Here is a 19,792-nt window from a genome sequence, read left to right as displayed (position 1 = left end):
AGAATGGTAAGTGAATTTATATGTACTCATTTAAAAGATAAAAGGTTATATGATCCAGATTTTTGGATTGATAGGTTGCATAACCCCGATGAAATTTTGGTGGATGAATATGAAATAAAATCATTCAACCATCTTCTATATAAGAAGATGGTTGAATCTCATTTAGAAAACTATTATTATGTTTTCTCTGATTCTAAAAAAGAAGTAACATCAGATGATTTTATAAACGAAATTGAAAAGATAATGTCGATGGAAGATTTAGAAAAATTAATGCAAGAAAATTTATTTTTCAAAGATAGTGAAAAAATAAAACCATTGAATAAATATCAATTAAAAGAGTTCCTTTCAAACTTTCGAGATTTCAAAAAGGGGATTTCTGCGGATATTCCGATATCTTTTGGCTTAATAACCAATAGAAGTGGCCTAAAATCGATCCCTTTTAAATATCCATTGGGAATAACACCAAATTATCCTTTTCATGATATTACCAGGCTCACTACTCTTTCACCAGGAGAACCGATTTTAATATACAGAAGAAGTTTTAAACTGAATTGGTATTTTGTTCAGAGCTCTTTTTATTCAGGATGGATAAACAGAAAAAGTTTAATTGAAGTTTCTAAAAAAGAATTTTTTGATTACAATAAATCAACAAGAACTCTAATATTGATGGAAAGTAAAGTTTGCACCGAAGAGTTGCCTACCATTGGTAAATTTCGTTTTCAGATGGGAGATAAGTTAGTTCTAGCAGATGAAAATGAAACAAAAAAATTTTATTTTGAAATGAACACCCTATTTCCTGAAGGGTGTTATCCGATAAAAATCCCTCTTAAAAATAGATTGGACAATGAAACATATGGGATTTTTCCAGTTTCTTCGGCAAAAGAAGTAAAAACTTCTTTCCTTGATTTCAACCAGAGAAATTTAATTAAACAAGCGTTTAAAATGGTTGGTGAAAGATATGGCTGGGGAGGGAGCGATTACAATAGAGATTGTTCACGTTTCATAATGGATATATTTAAGTGTTTTGGAATATATTTGCCAAGAGATACTAAGTATCAAGAAATCATGACTCCTGCTGAAAGAACTTCTTTTCCTCAGCAAACAGAGGAAAGGAAAATAATTTTAGATGGTTTAAAAACCGGGGATATTCTTTTTATGAAAGGTCACGTGATGATGTATTTAGGTAAATTTGGAAATGAATACTATGTAATACATCAAGGGGCGGGCTTTAAAGAGAAAAAAACTAATGGAGATTTTGAGAGTTTCGATATTCATGGTACATTTATTATGCCTCTTTCTGCTTATACTTTAGGTACGAGAACTACTTATTTGGACTCTCTTTCATCGGCTGTAAAAATCACACAAGGCCTTAATAAAATATAAAAATTATCAGAGCTTATATTTTTCTATCTTTTTGGGTGAAGCATATTTTTTGAAATTTTTTTAGTTTTTTCCTAAAGCTTTTTTGGTGAAAGAAGAAATGATTGTTTTAAAATCCTTATCAGTCTTTTAAACTTCCCTGTGTAAGGCCTGCAATAATATACTTTTGAGAGATCGAAAATACTATAATTGTTGGTAAAAGAGCGATCACAATTCCAGCAGCCAGCACATTCCACTGAACACCTGCCTTTGATACAATAGAATATAGCCCAACAGGTACGGTATATTTGTCGGAGGTGTTTAAAAACATCACAGCAGTAAACAGCTCATTCCAGTTATTTACAAAAGAAAAACTAAGAATAGCCGATAAACCAGGTAACATTAAGGGAATAGTGATTTTAAATAGAGATTGGATTTCATTACATCCGTCAATTAAAGCAGCTTCTTCGATACTTTTTGGAATTCTATCAAAAAAACCCTTAGCCATTATTGTACTAAAAGCAGCTCCAAAACCACTATAAATTATTACTAAGCTGATTAGTTTGTTGATTAAATTTAAATTTGAAAACATTGTATATTGTGGAACCATGATTAAATAAGTTGGGATCATCTGAGAAAAAAATAAAAATAATATAATAGGATATTTCCATTTGAATTCTTTTCTTGAAAGTATATACCCACTTAGCATGGCAAATATTGTTGAAACAAAGGAAGCGCCTAAAGATACGAAAATACTGTTTACAAAATACCTTTTAAAATTGACGAATTCAAATAATCTCTTGTACCCTAATAGAGTAGGATTATTTGTCCAATACCTAATTGGAAAGGAGTATATTTCTTGGGGTGGTTTTAACGAAGTTAGTATAATCCAATATAACGGGAAACTTGCAAAAATAAAAAACATAGATAGTAAAATTATACGTATAAATTTAGGCAAAATTTTTTTCTTCATAGGCTAAACTCCCGTTTAGAAGTTAATTTTAAGTACATCATAGTATAAATGAAAAGAATTAAAATGATAACTACACCATGTGCTGCGGCTTTACTATAGTCTGATTCATAAAAAACGGTATTTATCATCTTTACAGCTAAAATCTCAGTACTTCCACCAGGTCCACCACGTGTCATGCCGTAAATGATATCAGGGAAATTCATAACCCATATAGTTCTCAATAAAATGGTATTTATCAGAGTAGGTTTTATATAAGGTATAGTGATATTAAAAAGCTTTGTGAAGTAACCTGCGCCGTCGATTTCCGCAGCGTCGTAAAGAGAATCAGGGACAGACTGTAAGGCTGCTAAAATCATAATGGCAAAAAAAGGTATTCCATACCAAACATTCACTAAAATAACAGAAAACATTGCTAACGAAGGATCCGAAAGGAAACTAATGTTTTCTTCAATAATTCCAATTTTTATTAATATATCATTGATCACCCCAAATTGACCATTTAACAACCATGACCATATTAAGCCTATGGCAAATCCAGAGATTGCCCATGGATAAAAGACTAATCCTGCATATATGCCTCTACCTTTAAAAGGCTCTTTCATTAAAAGAGCTAAAATAAAACCTAAGATTAGCTGGAAAAGCACAGAGAATAAAACCCATTCCAAAGTGTTCCAAATAGTATCTATATAAAAAGGGTCGGAAAAAATGGCTTTAAAATTTTCAAAGCCTATCCATTCAATGTTTTGGAAGTTATAAAGGGAGTAATTTTTAAAAGACAACATTACCCCACTGATAGTGGGGTATAAAATGATAAAAGATATTAATAACAAAGTGGGTAATAACAAGAAAAAAATGAATTTTCTTCGTTTCAATTAAACCACCTATTTAATGCCTGCATCTTTCCAAAAGTCAGTCCATTGTTTTAAGCAACTTTCCACAGAAAGTTGCCCGAGCAACACCTGCTGCATTGTTTTTTCCTGGAATTCATTCCACTTTCCCCAGTTTTCATTATCTAAGGGGTACTGAGTAAATTGATAATGTTCGGGATCGTCAAACATCCTGGTCCAACCTTCGAAAATTTCTGAGCTGAAATATGAATCGTACGTATAAACTGATTCTAATACTGGTAAAGCACCATAACTCTTGCTCCAATATCCGTTTATTTCAGCTGAAGCAACGAATTTAATGAATTTCCAAGCCAAATCCTTATGTTCTGAATATGTAGGAATTCCCCAGCCAACGAATCCAAAGGAAGGGTAAGCTTTTCCACTTGTTCCTAGGGGAAGTGGGGCAGTTTTATATTGGCCTGGTTGAAGCATTTCGTTTAGCATGCCAGTGGTGTCAGGATCTTGAAATAATAGAGGTGTTATGCCAGAAACAAACGAATTAACTTGTTCATCCCATCCCCAGTTAATTGAATCTTTTGGAGATGTGTCTTTATACAAACTAACATAGAAATTTAACGCTTCTACAGCCCTTGGATCTTCAAAAATAATTTCACCAGATTTAGTTAAATACATATTGTTTGGATCTATATCATCAAAGAATGAAGTGATAACAATATCAATAAACGCGGTTGGATAACCCTTACCTCTAAATGCGAAACCATACTGATTTTTGCCGGATTCTGTTAATGTCTTTGATATTTCGTACAATTCAGGCATTGTTTTTGGATAGTTTTCAATCCCGTATTTTGCTAAAATATCTGGTCTGTAAAAGAGTGCTTTTACAAAAATGCCGTGAGGTAACAAATAAGGGATACCTTGGTAAATGCTGGCGGCTTCTAAAACTCCTTCGACCATGTCATCTTTTTCAGGCCAGGACTCGATATAGGGAGTCAAATCTTCTAATTTCCCCATAGCAGCTAATGCACTTAAATCCCAGTCGCCTATCTCTACAATATCAAGTGGTTGTTCTGTACTTACCATTAAATTGATCTTTTGATAGGCTGTTTCGTATGGTGGAGAGATAACATTAATTTTTACTCCAGGATTCAAAGTCTCGAACATTTGTATTATGTTGTTTAAGGTAGGTGTTCTGTAGGGGCTTGAAAAGGCTTCAATTAAATTCAAAGTTATAACTTCTTCAGAAAAAACGAACAAACTAACAATCAAAACACACATTAAAACAAGTAATTTTTTCATAAAACACACCCCCTAGTTTAATAAGTTTTGTATAATTATATCATATCTGCGAAAAAGATGAACATTTTAAAAATAAACATGATATAATACAAAAAACAATTATTGATAATAAAGTAATTACTTTATTCCATATTAAAATATTTTAGAAATAAAAAAAGGGTGGGGAGCGGGGCGAAGGGGCGCTAAATCAAGTTATAGAATTTTTAAAAACAGTATTTATTTCATATTTGAATGGAGGAGTTTTAATGGATTTGTTTCTCAGATTAAATCCAAAACCAAAAAAATTATTCTATGAAGGTGCAAATATTCACTTTGAAAGTTCGAAGCTTTCTATTTTGAAAAATTTCGAAGAAGAAAGCTTTATTAAGATTTTTCCGAGTGAAGATTTTGTCTTTGTAATAGACCCAGTTTATTCCGACTTAAAAATAGAATCTTTTATTTCTCCTTCTGAAAAGGACTTAAATGAATTTATCAAAAGCAATGATATAGAGTTAAGTATCGATATTATGGATTTAGAAAGCTATTTGATTAAAGTCGAAAAAGAAAATAGGACGGTTAAAATCTTTTCAAAATCAAAGAAAGGTATTTTTTATGGATTACAAACTCTAAAACAACTTATTGACTTAGAAAACAAAATTCTACCAGTAGTAGAGATATTCGATTCTCCTTCTTTTAAAATGAGAGGAGTAATTGAAGGTTTTTATGGGGAACCATGGAGCCATGAAAACAGATTGGATATGATAAATTTTTGTGGAAGAAATAAAATGAATACCTATTGGTACGCTCCAAAAGACGATCCATATCACAGGGAAAAATGGCGAGAGGATTATCCAGAGGAAGAAATGGAAAAAATAGATGAGTTAATAAAAGTCTCAAAAGACAATTTTGTCGATTTTGTGTTTTGTGTAAGCCCAGGACTTAGCATGAAATTTAGCGATCAAAAAGAGTTTGATTTATTGTGCAAAAAATACTATGAAATTTTAAGTAAAGGTGTAAAAAAATTTGCTATTCTTTTCGATGATATCCCTGAAAAATTGAATTACGAAGAGGATGAAAAAAAGTTTGAAGGGAATTACGGTTTGGCTCAGACATATATAGCAAACAAGTTATTCGAGTTTTTAAAGGGGAAAGATTCAGAGGTTAACCTGTACTTCTGTCCAACGGAATATTGGCAGGAAGAGGATTCGATGTACAGAAGGACGATGAAAGAACACTTAAATCCTGAAATTCCTGTAATATGGACAGGGAATGGTGTATGGTCAAAAAGAGTAAGTAGAAAAAACGCAGATAAGATTTCAAACCAGTTCGGTCATGATTTGATCTTATGGGATAATTATCCGGTAAACGATGCAGATCAAGGCGAACTTTTCTTAGCCCCGTTAATGAACAGAGAAAACGACTTATGCATTTCAAGAGTAAAAGGGGTTATCTCAAATCCGATGAATCAGCCATATGCATCGATGCTTGCAGAACAAACAATAGCTGATTATCTTTGGAATTCACAAGGTTACGATCCTTGGCGGTCTTGGAACAAATCTATTTTTAATTTGGTAGGGTCAGACTTTTTTGAAGATATGAAATTATTCAGTGAAAATTTTCTAAAATCGAGAATTTTTGAGGAGACATCCTTTAAGTTGAAAAGTCTAATAAAAGAATTCAGAAAAGATCCTTTGAATAAGGGAAAAGAGCTAAAAGAATACTTGGAGAGGTTGGGCAATCTTGATAGAAAATTGAAATATATGAAAGATAAAAAATTATATGAAGATATACAACCGTGGTTAAAAAAGCTTTCCCAGCTTGCAGAAATCGCTAGTAAACTGCTTAGTTCTAATGAAAAAGTTGAGATAAAAATTGAAGTAGATAGATTAGGTTCTTATGTTGTTTGTGATGGTATTTTAGAAAGATTTATAGAAGATTTCGAAGGGAAGTGATGATTTGAAAGACAAAGATATCGAATCTTTAAACGAAATTGTTTCATCGGGAGTAAATAATGTGTATACAGGGGCATCCATTTTAATAGGTAAAAAAGAAAAAATATTGTATAAAAATACTTTCGGAACAAAAGATGAAAAAGAAAGACTTACTGAAGAGGATATCTTTGATTTAGCAAGTGTTACCAAAGTGGTTGGAACTGCAACCGCAGTTATGAGACTAATAGATGAAAATCAAATAAAATTGGAAGATAAAATAGGCAAATTCATAGAGGTAAGTAGTCCAAAAAGCGAAATTACTATCTTTGAATTATTAACTCATACTTCTGGAATGCAAGCTTATTCAAATCTATGGGAAGAGTATCGAGGAGAAGAGTTGCTTAAGCACATAATCAATATTCAGCCCCAAGAAAACCCTTACAAGTGTTACGAATATTCTTGTTTGAATTTCATAACACTGATGAAAATTGTTGAAGAAGTTACTCAAAAGAATTACCAAGAGTATGTTGAAGGTATTTTTAAAAAAATAGGGATGGAAAATACTTGTTTCAACCCAAAGAATCAAGATAAAGCCGTATCCACATCTATCCGAGAAGGTAAAAGGTTAAAAGGTGTGGTCGAGGATGAACTCGCCTACTATTTAGGTGGAGTGAGTGGTAACGCAGGTTTGTTTTCTAATGCAAGTGATTTAAGGATTTTCATAATCAGTTTGTTAAATGGGGAAATAGTTTCAAAAGACACTTTAGATCTTTTTACCACTACTGTGGTAAAAAGAGGGGAAAATGCTACTCATATAGCCTGGATGGCTCCACCTGTTGCAGGATGCCAATACTCACTTGATAGTACAGGATTCGGCCACAATGGTTTTACAGGTACATCCATTTGGATTAGAAAAGACGGGTTATTTTCAATATTTTTGACAAATTCTGTTTATTACGATAGATTCTTAAAAAAACCTGAATTGAATGTGATAAGAAATAAGATAAATAATATAATTTTTCGAAAAGATCATTAATAAATGAACACTTTAGAAGTAAAAGGAGAAGATATTATGTTGGTTATAGGTTTAATGTCAGGGACGTCAGTGGATGGAATAGATGCTGCACTAGTTGAAATAACAGAACAGGGTGAGCAAAAGTTAAATGTAAAGGTTGTTAATTTTATAAATACACCTTATAGTAAAAAAATGAGAGGGAAAATTTTAGAATGTTCCGACCCTGCAACTGGTAGCGTAGATAAAATCTGCAGATTGAATTTCGAGCTTGGAGAATTGTTTGCTCAAGCCGCCAAAGAGGTTGTTGAATCAAAAGGTTTGAATATGCAAGATGTTAGTTTAATAGGTTCCCATGGTCAAACTATCTACCATTATGTGAGTGATGATTTTATTTCCACGCTTCAAATAGGTGAAGCTAGTGTAATAGCAGAAAGAACTCAAGTTACCACCGTTAGCAATTTTAGGGCGAGAGATATCGCAGCGGGAGGGCAAGGTGCACCACTTGTACCATATGTTGATTATATTTTGTTCAAAAGTAATTATTACAACAGGGTTATGCAAAATATTGGAGGAATAGGAAACTTCACCTATATACCAAAAAAATCCAAGTTAGAAGATATAAAAGGTACTGACACAGGCCCAGGAAATATGCTTATAGACGGCGTAGTTCAAATTCTAACCAATGGAGAACAAAGTTATGACAAAGATGGAAGGATTAGTGAAAGAGGTGAGATTTCTGAGGCTCTTTTAGCTGATCTAATGGCTCATCCTTTTATAAAAAAAGAACCTCCCAAAACAACAGGAAGAGAAGTTTTTGGGTTAAATTATGCTAAAGAGGTGATAAACAAAGGAAAAAGTATGAAATTAAACGACGAAGATATTGTTGCAACCGTAACAGCTTTTACAGCTAAATCGATTGTCGATGCTTACTTAAGATTTATAGGTACTAACATAGACCAAGTTATAATCTCTGGTGGAGGAAGTTATAATCCTACTTTGGTATCGATGATAGAAGATTATGCAAAAAAGATGATAAGCAAAAAAGCTTCCGTGATGGTGCTCGAAGAATTAGGTTTTTCAAGTGACGCTAAAGAAGCGGTAGCGTTTGCAGTGATAGCTTATCAAACTTACAAAGAAAGAAAAAATAATGTACCTCAAATAACTGGAGCCAAAAGGTTTGTTACCCTTGGTGAAGTAGCCCCCGTAGATAAAAATAAAAATATTGACAAAACACCATTTTGATGATATAATCATTTTTGGATTTTGAAAGTATTTTATTTTTTCCGGGTTAGCTCAACGGTAGAGCGGGTGGCTGTTAACCACTAGGTTGGGGGTTCGAATCCCTCACCCGGAGCCACCATAGTCGTATCATCCCCTCATAGCAGCGAATTATTTCGCTGCTTTTTTTGTTTTTGTATCTAAATGGTATAATTGAAATAAATTATAGAATATGCAAAAACTTAAAATGAGGTGATATCAATTACACCAAGATTTTCGAAAACATTGAAAAAAGCAAAAATAGAATTTGACAAAATTCATCACTTTTTGGTAAGAGATCCTGTGGTGAAAGAAACCTTGTTTACTTCAAGTTCAACGGTTTATTCTGTTTTAAGAACTATTAACTTGTTTTTTTCTTTTGTTGTATTTATCCCTATTATAGGAAGCATTTGGGATTTTAACTTACCACATTTTTTAGGATACCTTTTAAGTGCTTTTGGAGTTTATTTAACTTGGGTTTTTGAATGGGTAACAAAATCTACGATTCTTGAAGAAATACGTACAGTAACAATAATACAAATTTCTTTACATAGTGTATTTGGTATGTGGTATCAATTTTATGATCGCTTTGAAATTTACGATTTTATTCTTCATTTTACAGGAGGTATTTGGCTTTCATTTCTTATATATCCCTTAGTAATGGGCTCTGAACTAATCTGGACTAGGATGAAAATGTCTTTTTTCTTTCTAAAAGTATTTGTTATTACTCTTTCTATTGTTATGACACTAGGAGTGTTTTGGGAAATAGGAGAGTTTATTTCGGATTTAATCTTTAGAGATTATCCTGGATACAGAATAGCTCAAGAGGACAGCCTTTTCGATACAATGACGGATTTTATTGGGAATTTTATAGGTAGTCTTACTGGAATATATATTTTTTGGAATACTCTCAAAAGATTGAACAAAACTCGTGATATGGATTCCTTATTAGAAAGAATCGGATCAACTTTAAGAGATTATGTGAATTCTTTTTAAAAACCGTTTATACGAGGAGGAATGTTTGCATATGAAAAACCTAATAATAGTTAGGCACGCTAAAGCAGAAAAAAGATCCGTGGAAATTGATGATATTGAAAGGAAGTTGACAAAAGTCGGTAAGAGCGATGCTAAAGAAGTTGCTGAATATGTTACTAAAGCCGCAAATAAGGTTGATCTTTTGATTACCTCTCCTGCTTTAAGGGCAAAAGAAACAGCAGAAATCTTTGCAAAGTCTTTTGAATCTAAGCCAAAGATAGTAGAAGAAGAATTATTGTATGAAGGAGAAGTAGAAGAGATAATTGAAAAAATCTCAAATATTACAAAGGGATATAACAATGTGATCATGTTTGGACACAATCCAACTTTTGACGAACTTGCAAAAAAATTAACAGGTGATGATTTGCATTTGAGAAAGGCCGGAGTAATTTGTATTGAAGGAGAATCATTCGATGATATTTTATCTGGGAAAGGAAAATTAAAATGGATGGTGGATCCGAAGTCACTAAGCTCTTAAACGATATTTTAGTAAATCCATGGATGTTTTTGAAAGAGTACATCGAATATTTTGAAAAGATGAAAAACCGTCTTCTAAAAAACATCTCTAATGTTTTAGATGAAGAGGGTGTCGATACTGTTCACGACATGAGAACATCGTGTAGAAGGATAGAAGCAAGTATAGATTTTTTGGAAGGATTTTCAAAACGCGAAAGCTCTAAGAAAGCTAAGAAAAAAGTAAATAAGATATTAAAAAAAAGCAATAAATCAAGAGATTATCAAGTTCACATAGACTTTCTTTTAAAAATTGAAGGGCAAAATAATGAAATAATCGATTATTTCGAGAAAAAATACAGTAAAGAGAAGGAGAAGGTTAAAAGTTATTTAAAATCTTTAAAAATCTCAAAGTTAGATCATCTACTAGAAAGTTGTTTAAGCTTCTTGGTGTTTGATTTTATACAAAATTTTCAGATAAATAAGCCTTATTTTGCCAATCTTTACACAAAAGAATTTGAGGAAGTTTATGAAGAGTTTAAAAATACCGATAAAAGTGACGATAAAAAACTGCATAAAATAAGGATAAAGGTTAAAGATCTGCGTTATAAAATAGAGATATTAGGGGAGTTGAAAGGTAAAACTTTACCTGAAGAAGACATGTTTAAGCAGATTCAAGATATTTTGGGGACTCATCATGATTTGATTGTTTTAAAGAAAAAGTTGGTAAAAAAAATTCAAGGAGATAATGTCATTGCGTTATTAAAAGAAATGGATAAGGAACTAACCCAAATACAAGGAAAGATTAACGTTGATGTGAACGAGATTTTTGAAAAGTTATGCAACAATATTTCTAGTCAAGAGGCTTAAATTTGAATCTTATAAAAAGGGGTGTAAAAAATGAGCAATTGGATTGGGATAGACATAGGGGGAACTAAAATACTCGGGACTTTATTCGATGAGAAAGGTAACAAATTGAAGACGGAAAAAAAGAGTTCCAAAAGTTCAAAAGGCAAAGAAAAAGTTGTCGAACAATTGAAGAAAGTTTTAGATTCCCTGCTGACAGAAAATAAAGATGTAAAAGGGATAGGGATAGGGGTACCGGGGGTTATAAAAGATGGAAAAATTACCTTTACTCCTAACATGCCTTTGAATGAATTTAATGTAGTCGATTTTGTTGAGCAAGAGTACAACATCAAAACTATTATAGAAAATGATGCCAATGCGAGTATGTATGGGGAATGGAAGTTTGGTGCCGCTAAAGGAGCAAAAAATGCCGTAGGTTATTTTGTAGGAACTGGAATTGGAGGCGGTTTAATATTGAATGAATCATTATATAAAGGTTCATTCAATTTTGCTGCTGAGATTGGACACATGAATGTGTACCCTGAAGGACCTCTTTGCGGTTGTAATCTTCGTGGCTGTTTGGAAAGTTTGTCTTCTAAAGTAGCTATCCAAAGAGAAATAGTTAGAAAAAAAGAGAGAGGCGAAAAGACCTTAATAAAAAATAGTGATTTGAAAGGCATAGTGAAAAGTTCTACTTTAAAAGCTGCTTATGATCAAAGGGACGATCTAATAAGAAATATCTTAAACGACGCCGCAAGGTATATAGGAATAAATGCTGGTTCCATCATTAATTTATTAAATCCTGAAGTTATCGTTTTAGGAGGGGGAGTAATGGAGGCTTTAGGAGAACAATTGATGCCTATAGTAGTTGAAACAGCCAAGCAGTACTCTATACCTCATATCTTCGAGTGTTGTGAGTTTAAACTATCACAATTGCTAGATGATGCATGCTTGTATGGGGCTTTTTCGCTTGTTAAAGAAAAAGTAGGTGTATAACAATGGTAGCAGGTGTTATAAACATAGGAACAGAAAATATATCTTTTGATATTGCTCAGAACGATCAAGATGATATCGATATAATAGAAAGTTTGGATTACCCCTTATTCTTGGGAAGAGATACCTTCACAACAGGAAGGATATCTTTTGAAAAAGTGGAGATCCTAAGTAAAAAACTTTTAGGATTCAAAAGGGTAGCGGAGGAATATGGAGCAAGTAAATTGAAGGTAGTAGGCACCACCGCTTTGAGAGAAGCAGAAAATTTAGATTTTATTTTGGATCAGATCGAAACAAGAACAGGTTTTACTATCGATGTTTTAGATGACTACGAAGAAAAATCACATATCTACATGGAATTGATAAGAAACTTTGAAAAATATAAAAAGTACAAAAGGGATGATATTTTATTCGTTTACATAGGGACTGGAAGTATGGGATTAGCAACGTATTCTAAGGGTTTAATAGACAGCTCTCAAAATATAAAAATAGGTTCTGTTAAAGTCTCTGAGATGCTTAGGGAGTTGGAAGAAAACACCTTGCACTATAGTAATTTAATCAGAGAGTATTTAAACACATTTTATCAGCCTATCAAGGTTTGGCTTAGTAATAAAAAGATCAAAACCTTTGTAACTTGTGGCAATGAAATCGAGTTTTTAGCTGGACTTTTAGGGAAAAATGAGGAAGAAGTATTAAACATTCCCCAAGAGGAGTTGAATGAACTTTTCCAGAATTTGAAATCAAAGAATGCCACCGAATTATCAAGAGAATACGATATTTCTGAAAGTAAAGCGAATTCGTTGTTATCAGCTTTAGCTTTTTATCGATTGCTTTTAGAAGTATCTGGAGCTGAAAATATATTGGTTTTTCCGAAGGTTAATTTAAGTAGGAGCTTGTTATTTCAACGGTTGTTGAGCAGAAAATATAGAAGATTTTTTAATTTACTGGAAAAGAGTACGATCATTTCTTCTAGAAATATTGGTAAAAGATATTTCTATGAGGAGACTCACAGCCAAACAGTAGAAAAATATGCGATGAAATTATTTGATGCTTTAGAACCAGTTCATCAGTTAGGCAAAAGACATAGACTCCTTTTGCAAGTGGCTGCTATCTTACACGATATTGGAAAATATGTAAATATTAAGAGACATTATTTGCATTCGTATAACATAATAAAAGGTTCAGAGATTATAGGTTTAACTTCAAGAGAATTGGACATTGTATCAAGGATCGCTTACTTCCACAGTGCCCAAGATTTGGAGATTGATGATTATTCATCACAGCTGGAAAACATACCTGATAAGATTTTGATAACAAAGATGCTTGCCATATTGAGGCTTGCTGACGCCTTAGATGTCGCTCATGAAAATAAATTGGGAGATATTGAAATCAATTTGAAGGGTAATCGTCTGAGTATAACTACTCATTCACCAAAAGAAACTTTGTTGGAAGAGTGGGCATTGAAAAGAAAGGACAACTTCTTTTTGGAAGTGTTTGGAATACTTCCAGAGTTATTAAAAAAAGTATAAAGGAATGAAATTTTATGGCAAAAACTAGCAGCAACAAAACTAAAGAAAAGAAGATTGATTTGAACGATTACAAACATTATAACAATAGAGAGCTGAGTTGGTTAGATTTCAATTTTAGAGTGTTAGAGGAAGCTTATGATACAACAAATCCTCTTTTAGAAAGAGTTAAATTTCTTTCCATAACCTCATCCAATCTTGAAGAGTTTTTCATGATAAGGGTGGCTGGCTTGGAGGAACAACTTCAAGCTGGTTTCAGTGGAACGGATTTTTCAGGCTTAACTCCTAGAGATCAATTAACGAAGATTTCTCAAAAAACCCATGAAATGGTGGAAAAGCAATATAATTGTTTAGAAAATGAGTTACTACCTTCTTTAGAAAAGGAGAATATCAAAGTTCTCAAAGTTAATGAAGTTGATGAAGAAAAAAAGGAGTTTTTAGATAATTATTTTCAAACAACGGTTTTTCCCGTAGTTACCCCCATGGCAGTCGATCAAAGTAGGCCATTTCCGATATTACCGGGTAGTGGCATAAATCTAGGTGTTGAGTTAGAAGATGATAAAGGGGAAAGGTTATTTGCTTTTATACCACTACCGACGATTTTTCCAAGGTTTATAAAAATCCCCTGCAAAGATGGTACGTGTTTATTTTTAACTGAAGATCTTTTAAAAATGCATTCTGATTTATTTTTTAGTGGATACAAAGTAATTGAGATTTCTGAGTTCAGAATCACACGCGATGGAGACCTTTCTATTGACGAGGATGATGCCAGAGATTTGTTAATTGAGATTGAAAGTTCACTTAAAGAAAGAAAAACAGGTTTTCCTGTAAAGTTAGAAATATCCAAAAACATGGGGCAGAACCTGAGGAATTTCCTTGTAAATTCGCTAATTTTAAGAAGTGATAATATTTATGAGATTTCCAATCTTTTAGATTTAAGTTCTCTCATGGAAATAGCTAATTTAGAAGGGTATGAGCATTTAAAATTTGAGTATTATTCTCCTCAACCTTCCCCAAGCTTTTATGGTAAGGAGGATATCTTTAAGGTAATTAGGGAAAAGGATGTTCTTTTACACCGCCCTTATGAATCTTTTGAGCATGTGATAGATTTTTTAAGACAGGCGGCAGAGGATCCTCAAGTGTTGGCAATCAAACAAACTTTATATAGAGTCGGAAAAAGATCCCCAATCATAGATTATCTTATTAGAGCAGCCCAGAACGGCAAGCAAGTAACCGTTGTGGTAGAAGTCAAAGCCAGATTTGATGAAGAAAATAATATCCAATGGGCGAAAGAGTTGGAAAAAGCAGGTTGCCACGTGGTTTATGGACTTGTTGGATTAAAAGTACATGCAAAACTTTTGTTGATTGTTAGAAGAGAAGAAAGCGGTATCAGAAGATACGTTCATATGAGTACAGGGAATTACAATTACATAACCGCAAAATTATATGAAGACATAGATTTTTTTACTTGTAAGGAAAGCTATGCTCAAGATGTATCGGCTCTGTTCAATATCTTAACGGGGTATTCAAAACCTCCAACATGGAAAAAGTTGGGAGTTGCTCCTACAAGTTTAAGGGAAACTTTTTTACGATGGATTGATAATGAAATAGAGGTAGTTAAAAAAGGTGGGAAAGGGAAAATAATAATAAAAGTTAATTCCTTACTAGATGTATCTATAATAAAAGCTTTATATAAGGCTTCCATGGCTGGTGTGAAGGTTGACTTGATCGTTAGAGGGATATGTGCTCTAAAAGTTGGAATAAAAGGTGTCAGTGAAGGTATAACGGTTAGAAGTATAGTGGGAAGGTATTTAGAACATAGTAGAATATATTATTTTGAAAATAACGGATTACCTAAATTATTTATATCAAGTGCCGATTTAATGCCTCGAAATCTGGATAGAAGGGTTGAGACCTTGATACCAATAGAGCAGGAAGATTTGAAGCAACGATTGATAGATGTATTGAACCTTTATTTAAAGGATAATTTCAAAGCAAGAGAGTTACAACCGAATGGAGAATATAGAAAGCCTACCAGTAAAAAGTCAAGCTTGTTTATAGTTCAAGAGGAGCTTATGAAGGAAGCAAAGAAAAAGTTTAGAAAATTTATAAAAAAGCAAGAAGTTGACAAGTTTAACTTTCCAAAATTAAAGTAAAAAAGGGCTAAAAGCCCTTTTTAATATACAAAAAAAACTCTGGCTTCCCCTGGATTGATTGTTACTCTTAAATGTGCATCCTGAACGTTCCAAGAGCTTTCGCCTCTTCTGTAATTTTCCAATTTTGTTTGTATGTTATGCTCACTTTTCCAGGTATAATATCCAAGGTCTATATCGAAGAAATAAGGATTTTTAAAGTTAGTATTGATAGCTATTACAACTCCTTTTTCTCCGTTCCACCAAAACATCGCACTTGCGTCATCAGAAAAATCAATAAAATGGTAATTGTTAGAATTTTTCAAAAGATCTTTGACTTCCTCTTTTAGTGTGCCTAATAAGGAAAGTAATTTCACCATATGATGGTCTGTATCCCAGTGTAGGACATACCAATCAAAGAATGCGAGTTTGCCATAAAATTGATCTGTTGAAGGTAAATTTTTAAATCTTTCTTCCACAGGATCTTCTACATCTAAGCCTGTGTTCATAGGTTGAGGTTCAAAAAGCTCATATCCGGAGTTTATAAATGTTATTCCGTTTGGCATGAAAGTATTTACCACCGCTGTCAATTTTGAGAAAGTTTCTTCACCTTCTCTTGTAACCGCTCTTGGGGTATCTGGTGTCTCTGCCGTTGCAAATGTAGGTAAAGATAATTTTGGTGCTACTTCTGAGATGAATTTTTTGAACCAGCCTTCTTTTATTCTTGGCTCAGCCCACCATGAATTTCCCAAAATTCCATCGTAACCACTTTTTTTAGCTTTTAAATGATTGTCCATGTTCAATTCTTCAGCTATGATTACAAAGGCAGGGTCGTATTCTTTTGCCCTTTTTATAATTTCAGCTTCAAGTTCATCAGGTAGAGCGTGACCCATGTCCAACCTAGCACCATCTATACCGAAATTTTTTTGATAGAATGGAATAATATTTGCTATTAGGTTCCAAAGTTCGGCATTCTTTTCTTTCCCTGGGAACAAACTTGATTTAACTACGTCGAAGAGCACATAAGGAGGTTGATTTGTCTCGTCTATATATTTTAGAGCTTCTTCTGGATGAGAAAGATAGAGTCTTAAGAAAGTGACATCTTCCCATGCTGGTTGGGGATCATTTATCCAATCTGAAAATCCTGGAACGGTTATTACTTTAAACTCTCTTGCTATTTCATCCAAAAAATCTGGGTTGTCTTTATTTAGTTTTATAAAATTTTCCCATTTTTGTGGGTTCTGAGTTCTTGGATCCCATCTAAATTTTTTAAGATGATTTTTGACTTGTTCGTCATTGTACACAATTTTTAAATTTTCTTTGCTCGGTTGAACAAATCCCAGACCTTCAACTTTAGGAGGTGCAAAACCGTTCATTTCGTCTATATCTATCCAATAGAACCATTCGGGATGTTCTAAAATAAGGTCATTGTCCCTTGATCCTGTTCTTGGTACAAAATCCAACAAGACTCTCATTCCAGCCATATGAGCGGCTTCGACAAAAGCTCCAAATTCTTCATTAGGGGTGAATTCATTTTCCAAAAGTGTGTCGTGATAATCTTTTTCTACAGAGAAGAAATTTTTAACTGCATAAGGCGAACCAACTTCACCTTTTTTAAATTTACTGCTGGCTTGAGTTATTGGAAGTAAGTATATACTATCGACTTTGTACGTAGAAAAATAAGGGATTAACATCAACATTTTTAGGAATGTACCCGATTCAGTATAACCTTTTTCATCTATTGGAACGAATAAAGTAGTTTGATCATGAACATATGCAGCTGTAGCTCGTACGTGAGCAGAATAAAGTATGCTCGTTCTTATCCAATCAGGTTCTTTAACATTTTTAATGAAAGAAAGGGGTTTGCTGTAATCCACATCTTTTCCAGCATTTTTTAATAGATTATCGATTATGTTGGATATAAACTCATAGGGATTAACAAAAAATTTCCTCCCAGCTAGTTTAACTTTACCGGTATAATTAGGTGGCATCCATCTTTTCGGTATTGCATAATCGTCTTTACCCTGTGAGATTTTACTTTGTAAGTATTTATTAAGTTCAGATAGAATAGGCATCTTTTACTTCCCTCCTCATATAAAAATTGGCGGAGGCGGTGGGACTCGAACCCACAAGGGGATAAACCCCACCGGTTTTCGAGACCGGCCCCTTAGCCAATTCGGTGCACGCCTCCACAAATTATTGTAAACTATTTAATAAGGCCTAAACCTTGTAGATATTTTCTGGCAACAATTTCTGGTTCTAAACCTTCAAAATCAACCAAGTAGTTCAGCCTTATAATTATATCCTCATTTAAATACAATGTCAATGGTTTTAAAATTTCTCTTATTTCAGGGTATTCATCTATTGTTTCCTTTCTAACCAAAACGGAAGGATTGTAGTGTGGAAAGAAAGATTTATCATCTTCTAAAATCACTAAATCAAAACGTAAGATTTGCGCATCGGTAGAATATATCATAGCCACATCAATATTTTTACGTGCTAAGGCCTCATATGTTAACCCTGCTTCCATAGTTCTCACATTATTTTTTGGCAGATTCATATTGTATGTATCCATAACCGCAAAGATTCCATCGCTTCTTTCATAATATTCTGGATTAACTCCAAAAATTAAATCCTTTCCTTTTCCCGAATTAATATAATCAGCCAAGTCACTTAAACTTTGTATTCCGTTTTCTCTAGCAAAAGAGCTTCGTACCGCCAAACCATAAGTATTATTAAAATTGATCATATCTAACCACACGATGTTGTGTTTCTCTAAGTCTTCTTTTGCTACTAAATCAAACAGTTCCTCGGGATCATATATGTTTTCTGTATGTCTAAAATATGCTGCCCAAGCAGTTCCTGTGTAATCTACATAAGCGTCAACTTGACCGGTTTCCATGGCCTTGCGTAGCGGAAAAGAGGATAGTCCAAATTTTTCTTCTACATCAATCCCATTCCCTTGAAGAAGTAAAGAAACCATGCTTGACAATATATAACCTTCTGTAAAAGCTTTTGCTCCTACAACTACCTTTTCAGCTGCATAGATATAGTTCATACCAAACAAAATAATAAGTACCGAAATAAGTATTTTTTTCATTTTTATTATTCCTCCTTTTGTGTTTTTTATGGGCTTTGAAACAGTAAAACCTGTTTCTCATTCCTTTAGTGACCACTCAATTTTTGCCCCTTCGGTGAATCCGTATCGATCAAAGAAACCTGCTTTTACTTCTAAAGCAAATTTGAAAGGTGTGTAAATTATGTAAATAGGGCAGGGTGATTCTTCACAAGGTTTCATGTTTTGTATATCCAATATTGTTCCATTGGCATCTATAAAAGCAATGTCGAGTTCAACAAAGGTATTTTTCATCCAAAAGCTTCTTATTCCAGGACTTGGGAAAACAAAAAGCATTCCATAATCTTCAGGAATATCTTCCCTGTACATCAGACCGAATTCTCTTAATTCGTTCGTATTAGCAATTTCAATAGGGATTGTTACACTACTTCCCTCTTGTGAAATGGTTAGAGTCCCTTTTGGAAATTCTGGTATATTAATCGTTTGACTAAATAAATTGGTTGAAATAATCATCAAAATTAAAAGGGTGAAAGAAATTTTCTTCATAATTTTTAACTCCATTATAATAAATTAGGCTTCGAACTTTTTGTCGAAGCCTATTTAAGTTTCTTTCATCTTTTGATATAATTCATAATTTCATTTAAATCTGGTTGATCTCTTAATTCGTAAACTTTTACAAATTCAATTTTTCCTTCTTCGTCGATTAAAAAATTCGCTCTTTTGGAAAAACCGTTTTCTTCATCGAATATACCATATTTTCTAGCAACTTCTCCATGAGGCCAAAAATCTGACAAAAGTTTAAGTTTGTTGATTTTCATATTTTGAGCCCATGCTTTTTTTGAAGGTGATGCATCAACGCTAATTCCCAAAGGTACAACGTTGAGTTTTCCCAATTCGTCATACTTTAAATCCAAGTTTTTCATCTGGGTTTCGCAAACCCCTGTCCATGCTAAAGGATGAAAGGAAAGCAAAACCTTTTTTCCTTTAAAACCAGATAAAGAATTATCATCACCGTTTTGATCTTTCAATTTAAAATCTGGAGCCAAATCTCCAACTTTCAATGCCATCATATC

17 protein-coding genes and 2 tRNA genes are annotated in these 19,792 nt (G+C 33.2%); 11 read left to right on the top strand and 8 right to left on the bottom strand.

The window, feature by feature from the left end:
- Window positions 1-3: 3 nt before the first annotated feature.
- Window positions 4-1,383 (top strand): NlpC/P60 family protein, encoded by a 1,380-nt coding sequence (locus tag PMOB_RS02455; RefSeq protein ID WP_012208316.1) that lies wholly within the window; start codon window positions 4-6, stop codon window positions 1,381-1,383.
- A gap of 118 nt (window positions 1,384-1,501) precedes the next feature.
- Here the strand turns inward: PMOB_RS02455 and PMOB_RS02450 are convergent, their stop codons facing one another.
- From PMOB_RS02450 to PMOB_RS02440, 3 genes are read right to left on the bottom strand one after another with little or no spacing between them, the layout of a single operon-like run.
- The gene (locus tag PMOB_RS02450) at window positions 1,502-2,332 is read right to left on the bottom strand and encodes a carbohydrate ABC transporter permease (RefSeq protein WP_012208315.1); all 831 of its coding nucleotides are present in this window, start codon (window positions 2,330-2,332) and stop codon (window positions 1,502-1,504) included.
- Entirely contained in the window at window positions 2,329-3,204 is an 876-nt protein-coding gene (locus PMOB_RS02445) for a carbohydrate ABC transporter permease (protein ID WP_012208314.1), read from the bottom strand. The genes PMOB_RS02450 and PMOB_RS02445 overlap by 4 nt, the downstream gene beginning before the upstream one ends.
- Before the next feature lie 9 nt (window positions 3,205-3,213).
- Window positions 3,214-4,476, bottom strand: a complete 1,263-nt coding sequence (locus PMOB_RS02440) for an ABC transporter substrate-binding protein (RefSeq protein WP_012208313.1) — start codon at window positions 4,474-4,476, stop codon at window positions 3,214-3,216.
- Window positions 4,477-4,721: 245 nt separating this feature from the next.
- Here PMOB_RS02440 and PMOB_RS10160 point away from each other — a divergent pair, with 245 nt between their 5' ends.
- From PMOB_RS10160 to PMOB_RS02390, 10 genes are all read left to right on the top strand, one after another.
- Window positions 4,722-6,407: a protein O-GlcNAcase gene (locus PMOB_RS10160; RefSeq protein ID WP_012208312.1), complete on the top strand. Its 1,686-nt coding sequence runs from the start codon at window positions 4,722-4,724 to the stop codon at window positions 6,405-6,407.
- A 4-nt stretch (window positions 6,408-6,411) separates the two neighbouring features.
- Window positions 6,412-7,422 carry a serine hydrolase domain-containing protein gene (locus tag PMOB_RS02430; RefSeq protein ID WP_012208311.1) on the top strand — a complete coding sequence of 337 codons (1,011 nt, stop codon included), beginning with the start codon at window positions 6,412-6,414 and terminating at the stop codon, window positions 7,420-7,422.
- A gap of 3 nt (window positions 7,423-7,425) precedes the next feature.
- The gene (locus PMOB_RS02425) at window positions 7,426-8,643 is read left to right on the top strand and encodes an anhydro-N-acetylmuramic acid kinase (RefSeq protein ID WP_012208310.1); all 1,218 of its coding nucleotides are present in this window, start codon (window positions 7,426-7,428) and stop codon (window positions 8,641-8,643) included.
- Between the two features lie 40 nt (window positions 8,644-8,683).
- Window positions 8,684-8,758: transfer RNA gene (locus tag PMOB_RS02420), tRNA-Asn, on the top strand.
- A 146-nt stretch (window positions 8,759-8,904) separates the two neighbouring features.
- On the top strand, window positions 8,905-9,654 hold the full coding sequence (locus tag PMOB_RS02415; RefSeq protein ID WP_155811040.1) for a hypothetical protein: 750 nt from the start codon (window positions 8,905-8,907) through the stop codon (window positions 9,652-9,654).
- Window positions 9,655-9,685: 31 nt separating this feature from the next.
- A complete protein-coding gene (locus PMOB_RS02410) occupies window positions 9,686-10,171 on the top strand; it encodes a SixA phosphatase family protein (RefSeq protein ID WP_012208308.1) in 486 nt (161 codons plus the stop codon).
- Window positions 10,138-11,016 carry a CHAD domain-containing protein gene (locus tag PMOB_RS02405; protein WP_041534024.1) on the top strand — a complete coding sequence of 293 codons (879 nt, stop codon included), beginning with the start codon at window positions 10,138-10,140 and terminating at the stop codon, window positions 11,014-11,016. The genes PMOB_RS02410 and PMOB_RS02405 overlap by 34 nt, the downstream gene beginning before the upstream one ends.
- Window positions 11,017-11,046: 30 nt before the next feature.
- Window positions 11,047-11,988, top strand: coding sequence for an ROK family protein (locus PMOB_RS02400; protein ID WP_012208306.1), 942 nt, complete (start codon window positions 11,047-11,049; stop codon window positions 11,986-11,988).
- 2 nt (window positions 11,989-11,990) lie between these two features.
- Window positions 11,991-13,514 (top strand): Ppx/GppA phosphatase family protein, encoded by a 1,524-nt coding sequence (locus PMOB_RS02395; protein WP_012208305.1) that lies wholly within the window; start codon window positions 11,991-11,993, stop codon window positions 13,512-13,514.
- A 14-nt stretch (window positions 13,515-13,528) separates the two neighbouring features.
- Window positions 13,529-15,667: an RNA degradosome polyphosphate kinase gene (locus tag PMOB_RS02390; protein WP_012208304.1), complete on the top strand. Its 2,139-nt coding sequence runs from the start codon at window positions 13,529-13,531 to the stop codon at window positions 15,665-15,667.
- A gap of 20 nt (window positions 15,668-15,687) precedes the next feature.
- Here the strand turns inward: PMOB_RS02390 and PMOB_RS02385 are convergent, their stop codons facing one another.
- The 5 genes from PMOB_RS02385 to PMOB_RS02365 all read right to left on the bottom strand — a co-directional run bounded on the left by PMOB_RS02385 (window position 15,688) and on the right by PMOB_RS02365 (window position 19,786).
- On the bottom strand, window positions 15,688-17,718 hold the full coding sequence (locus tag PMOB_RS02385) for an alpha-amylase family protein (RefSeq protein ID WP_012208303.1): 2,031 nt from the start codon (window positions 17,716-17,718) through the stop codon (window positions 15,688-15,690).
- 27 nt (window positions 17,719-17,745) lie between these two features.
- Window positions 17,746-17,834, bottom strand: a tRNA-Ser gene (locus PMOB_RS02380).
- 15 nt (window positions 17,835-17,849) lie between these two features.
- Window positions 17,850-18,743, bottom strand: coding sequence for a glycine betaine ABC transporter substrate-binding protein (locus PMOB_RS02375; RefSeq protein WP_012208302.1), 894 nt, complete (start codon window positions 18,741-18,743; stop codon window positions 17,850-17,852).
- 57 nt (window positions 18,744-18,800) lie between these two features.
- On the bottom strand, window positions 18,801-19,265 hold the full coding sequence (locus PMOB_RS02370) for a DUF192 domain-containing protein (protein ID WP_012208301.1): 465 nt from the start codon (window positions 19,263-19,265) through the stop codon (window positions 18,801-18,803).
- Between the two features lie 65 nt (window positions 19,266-19,330).
- A complete protein-coding gene (locus tag PMOB_RS02365) occupies window positions 19,331-19,786 on the bottom strand; it encodes a peroxiredoxin (protein ID WP_012208300.1) in 456 nt (151 codons plus the stop codon).
- Between the last annotated feature and the right edge of the window lie 6 nt (window positions 19,787-19,792).

The sequence above is a fragment of the Petrotoga mobilis SJ95 genome (assembly GCF_000018605.1).
Classification (GTDB): Bacteria; Thermotogota; Thermotogae; order Petrotogales; family Petrotogaceae; genus Petrotoga; species Petrotoga mobilis.
This window is presented reverse-complemented; position numbering and strand designations above follow the sequence as displayed.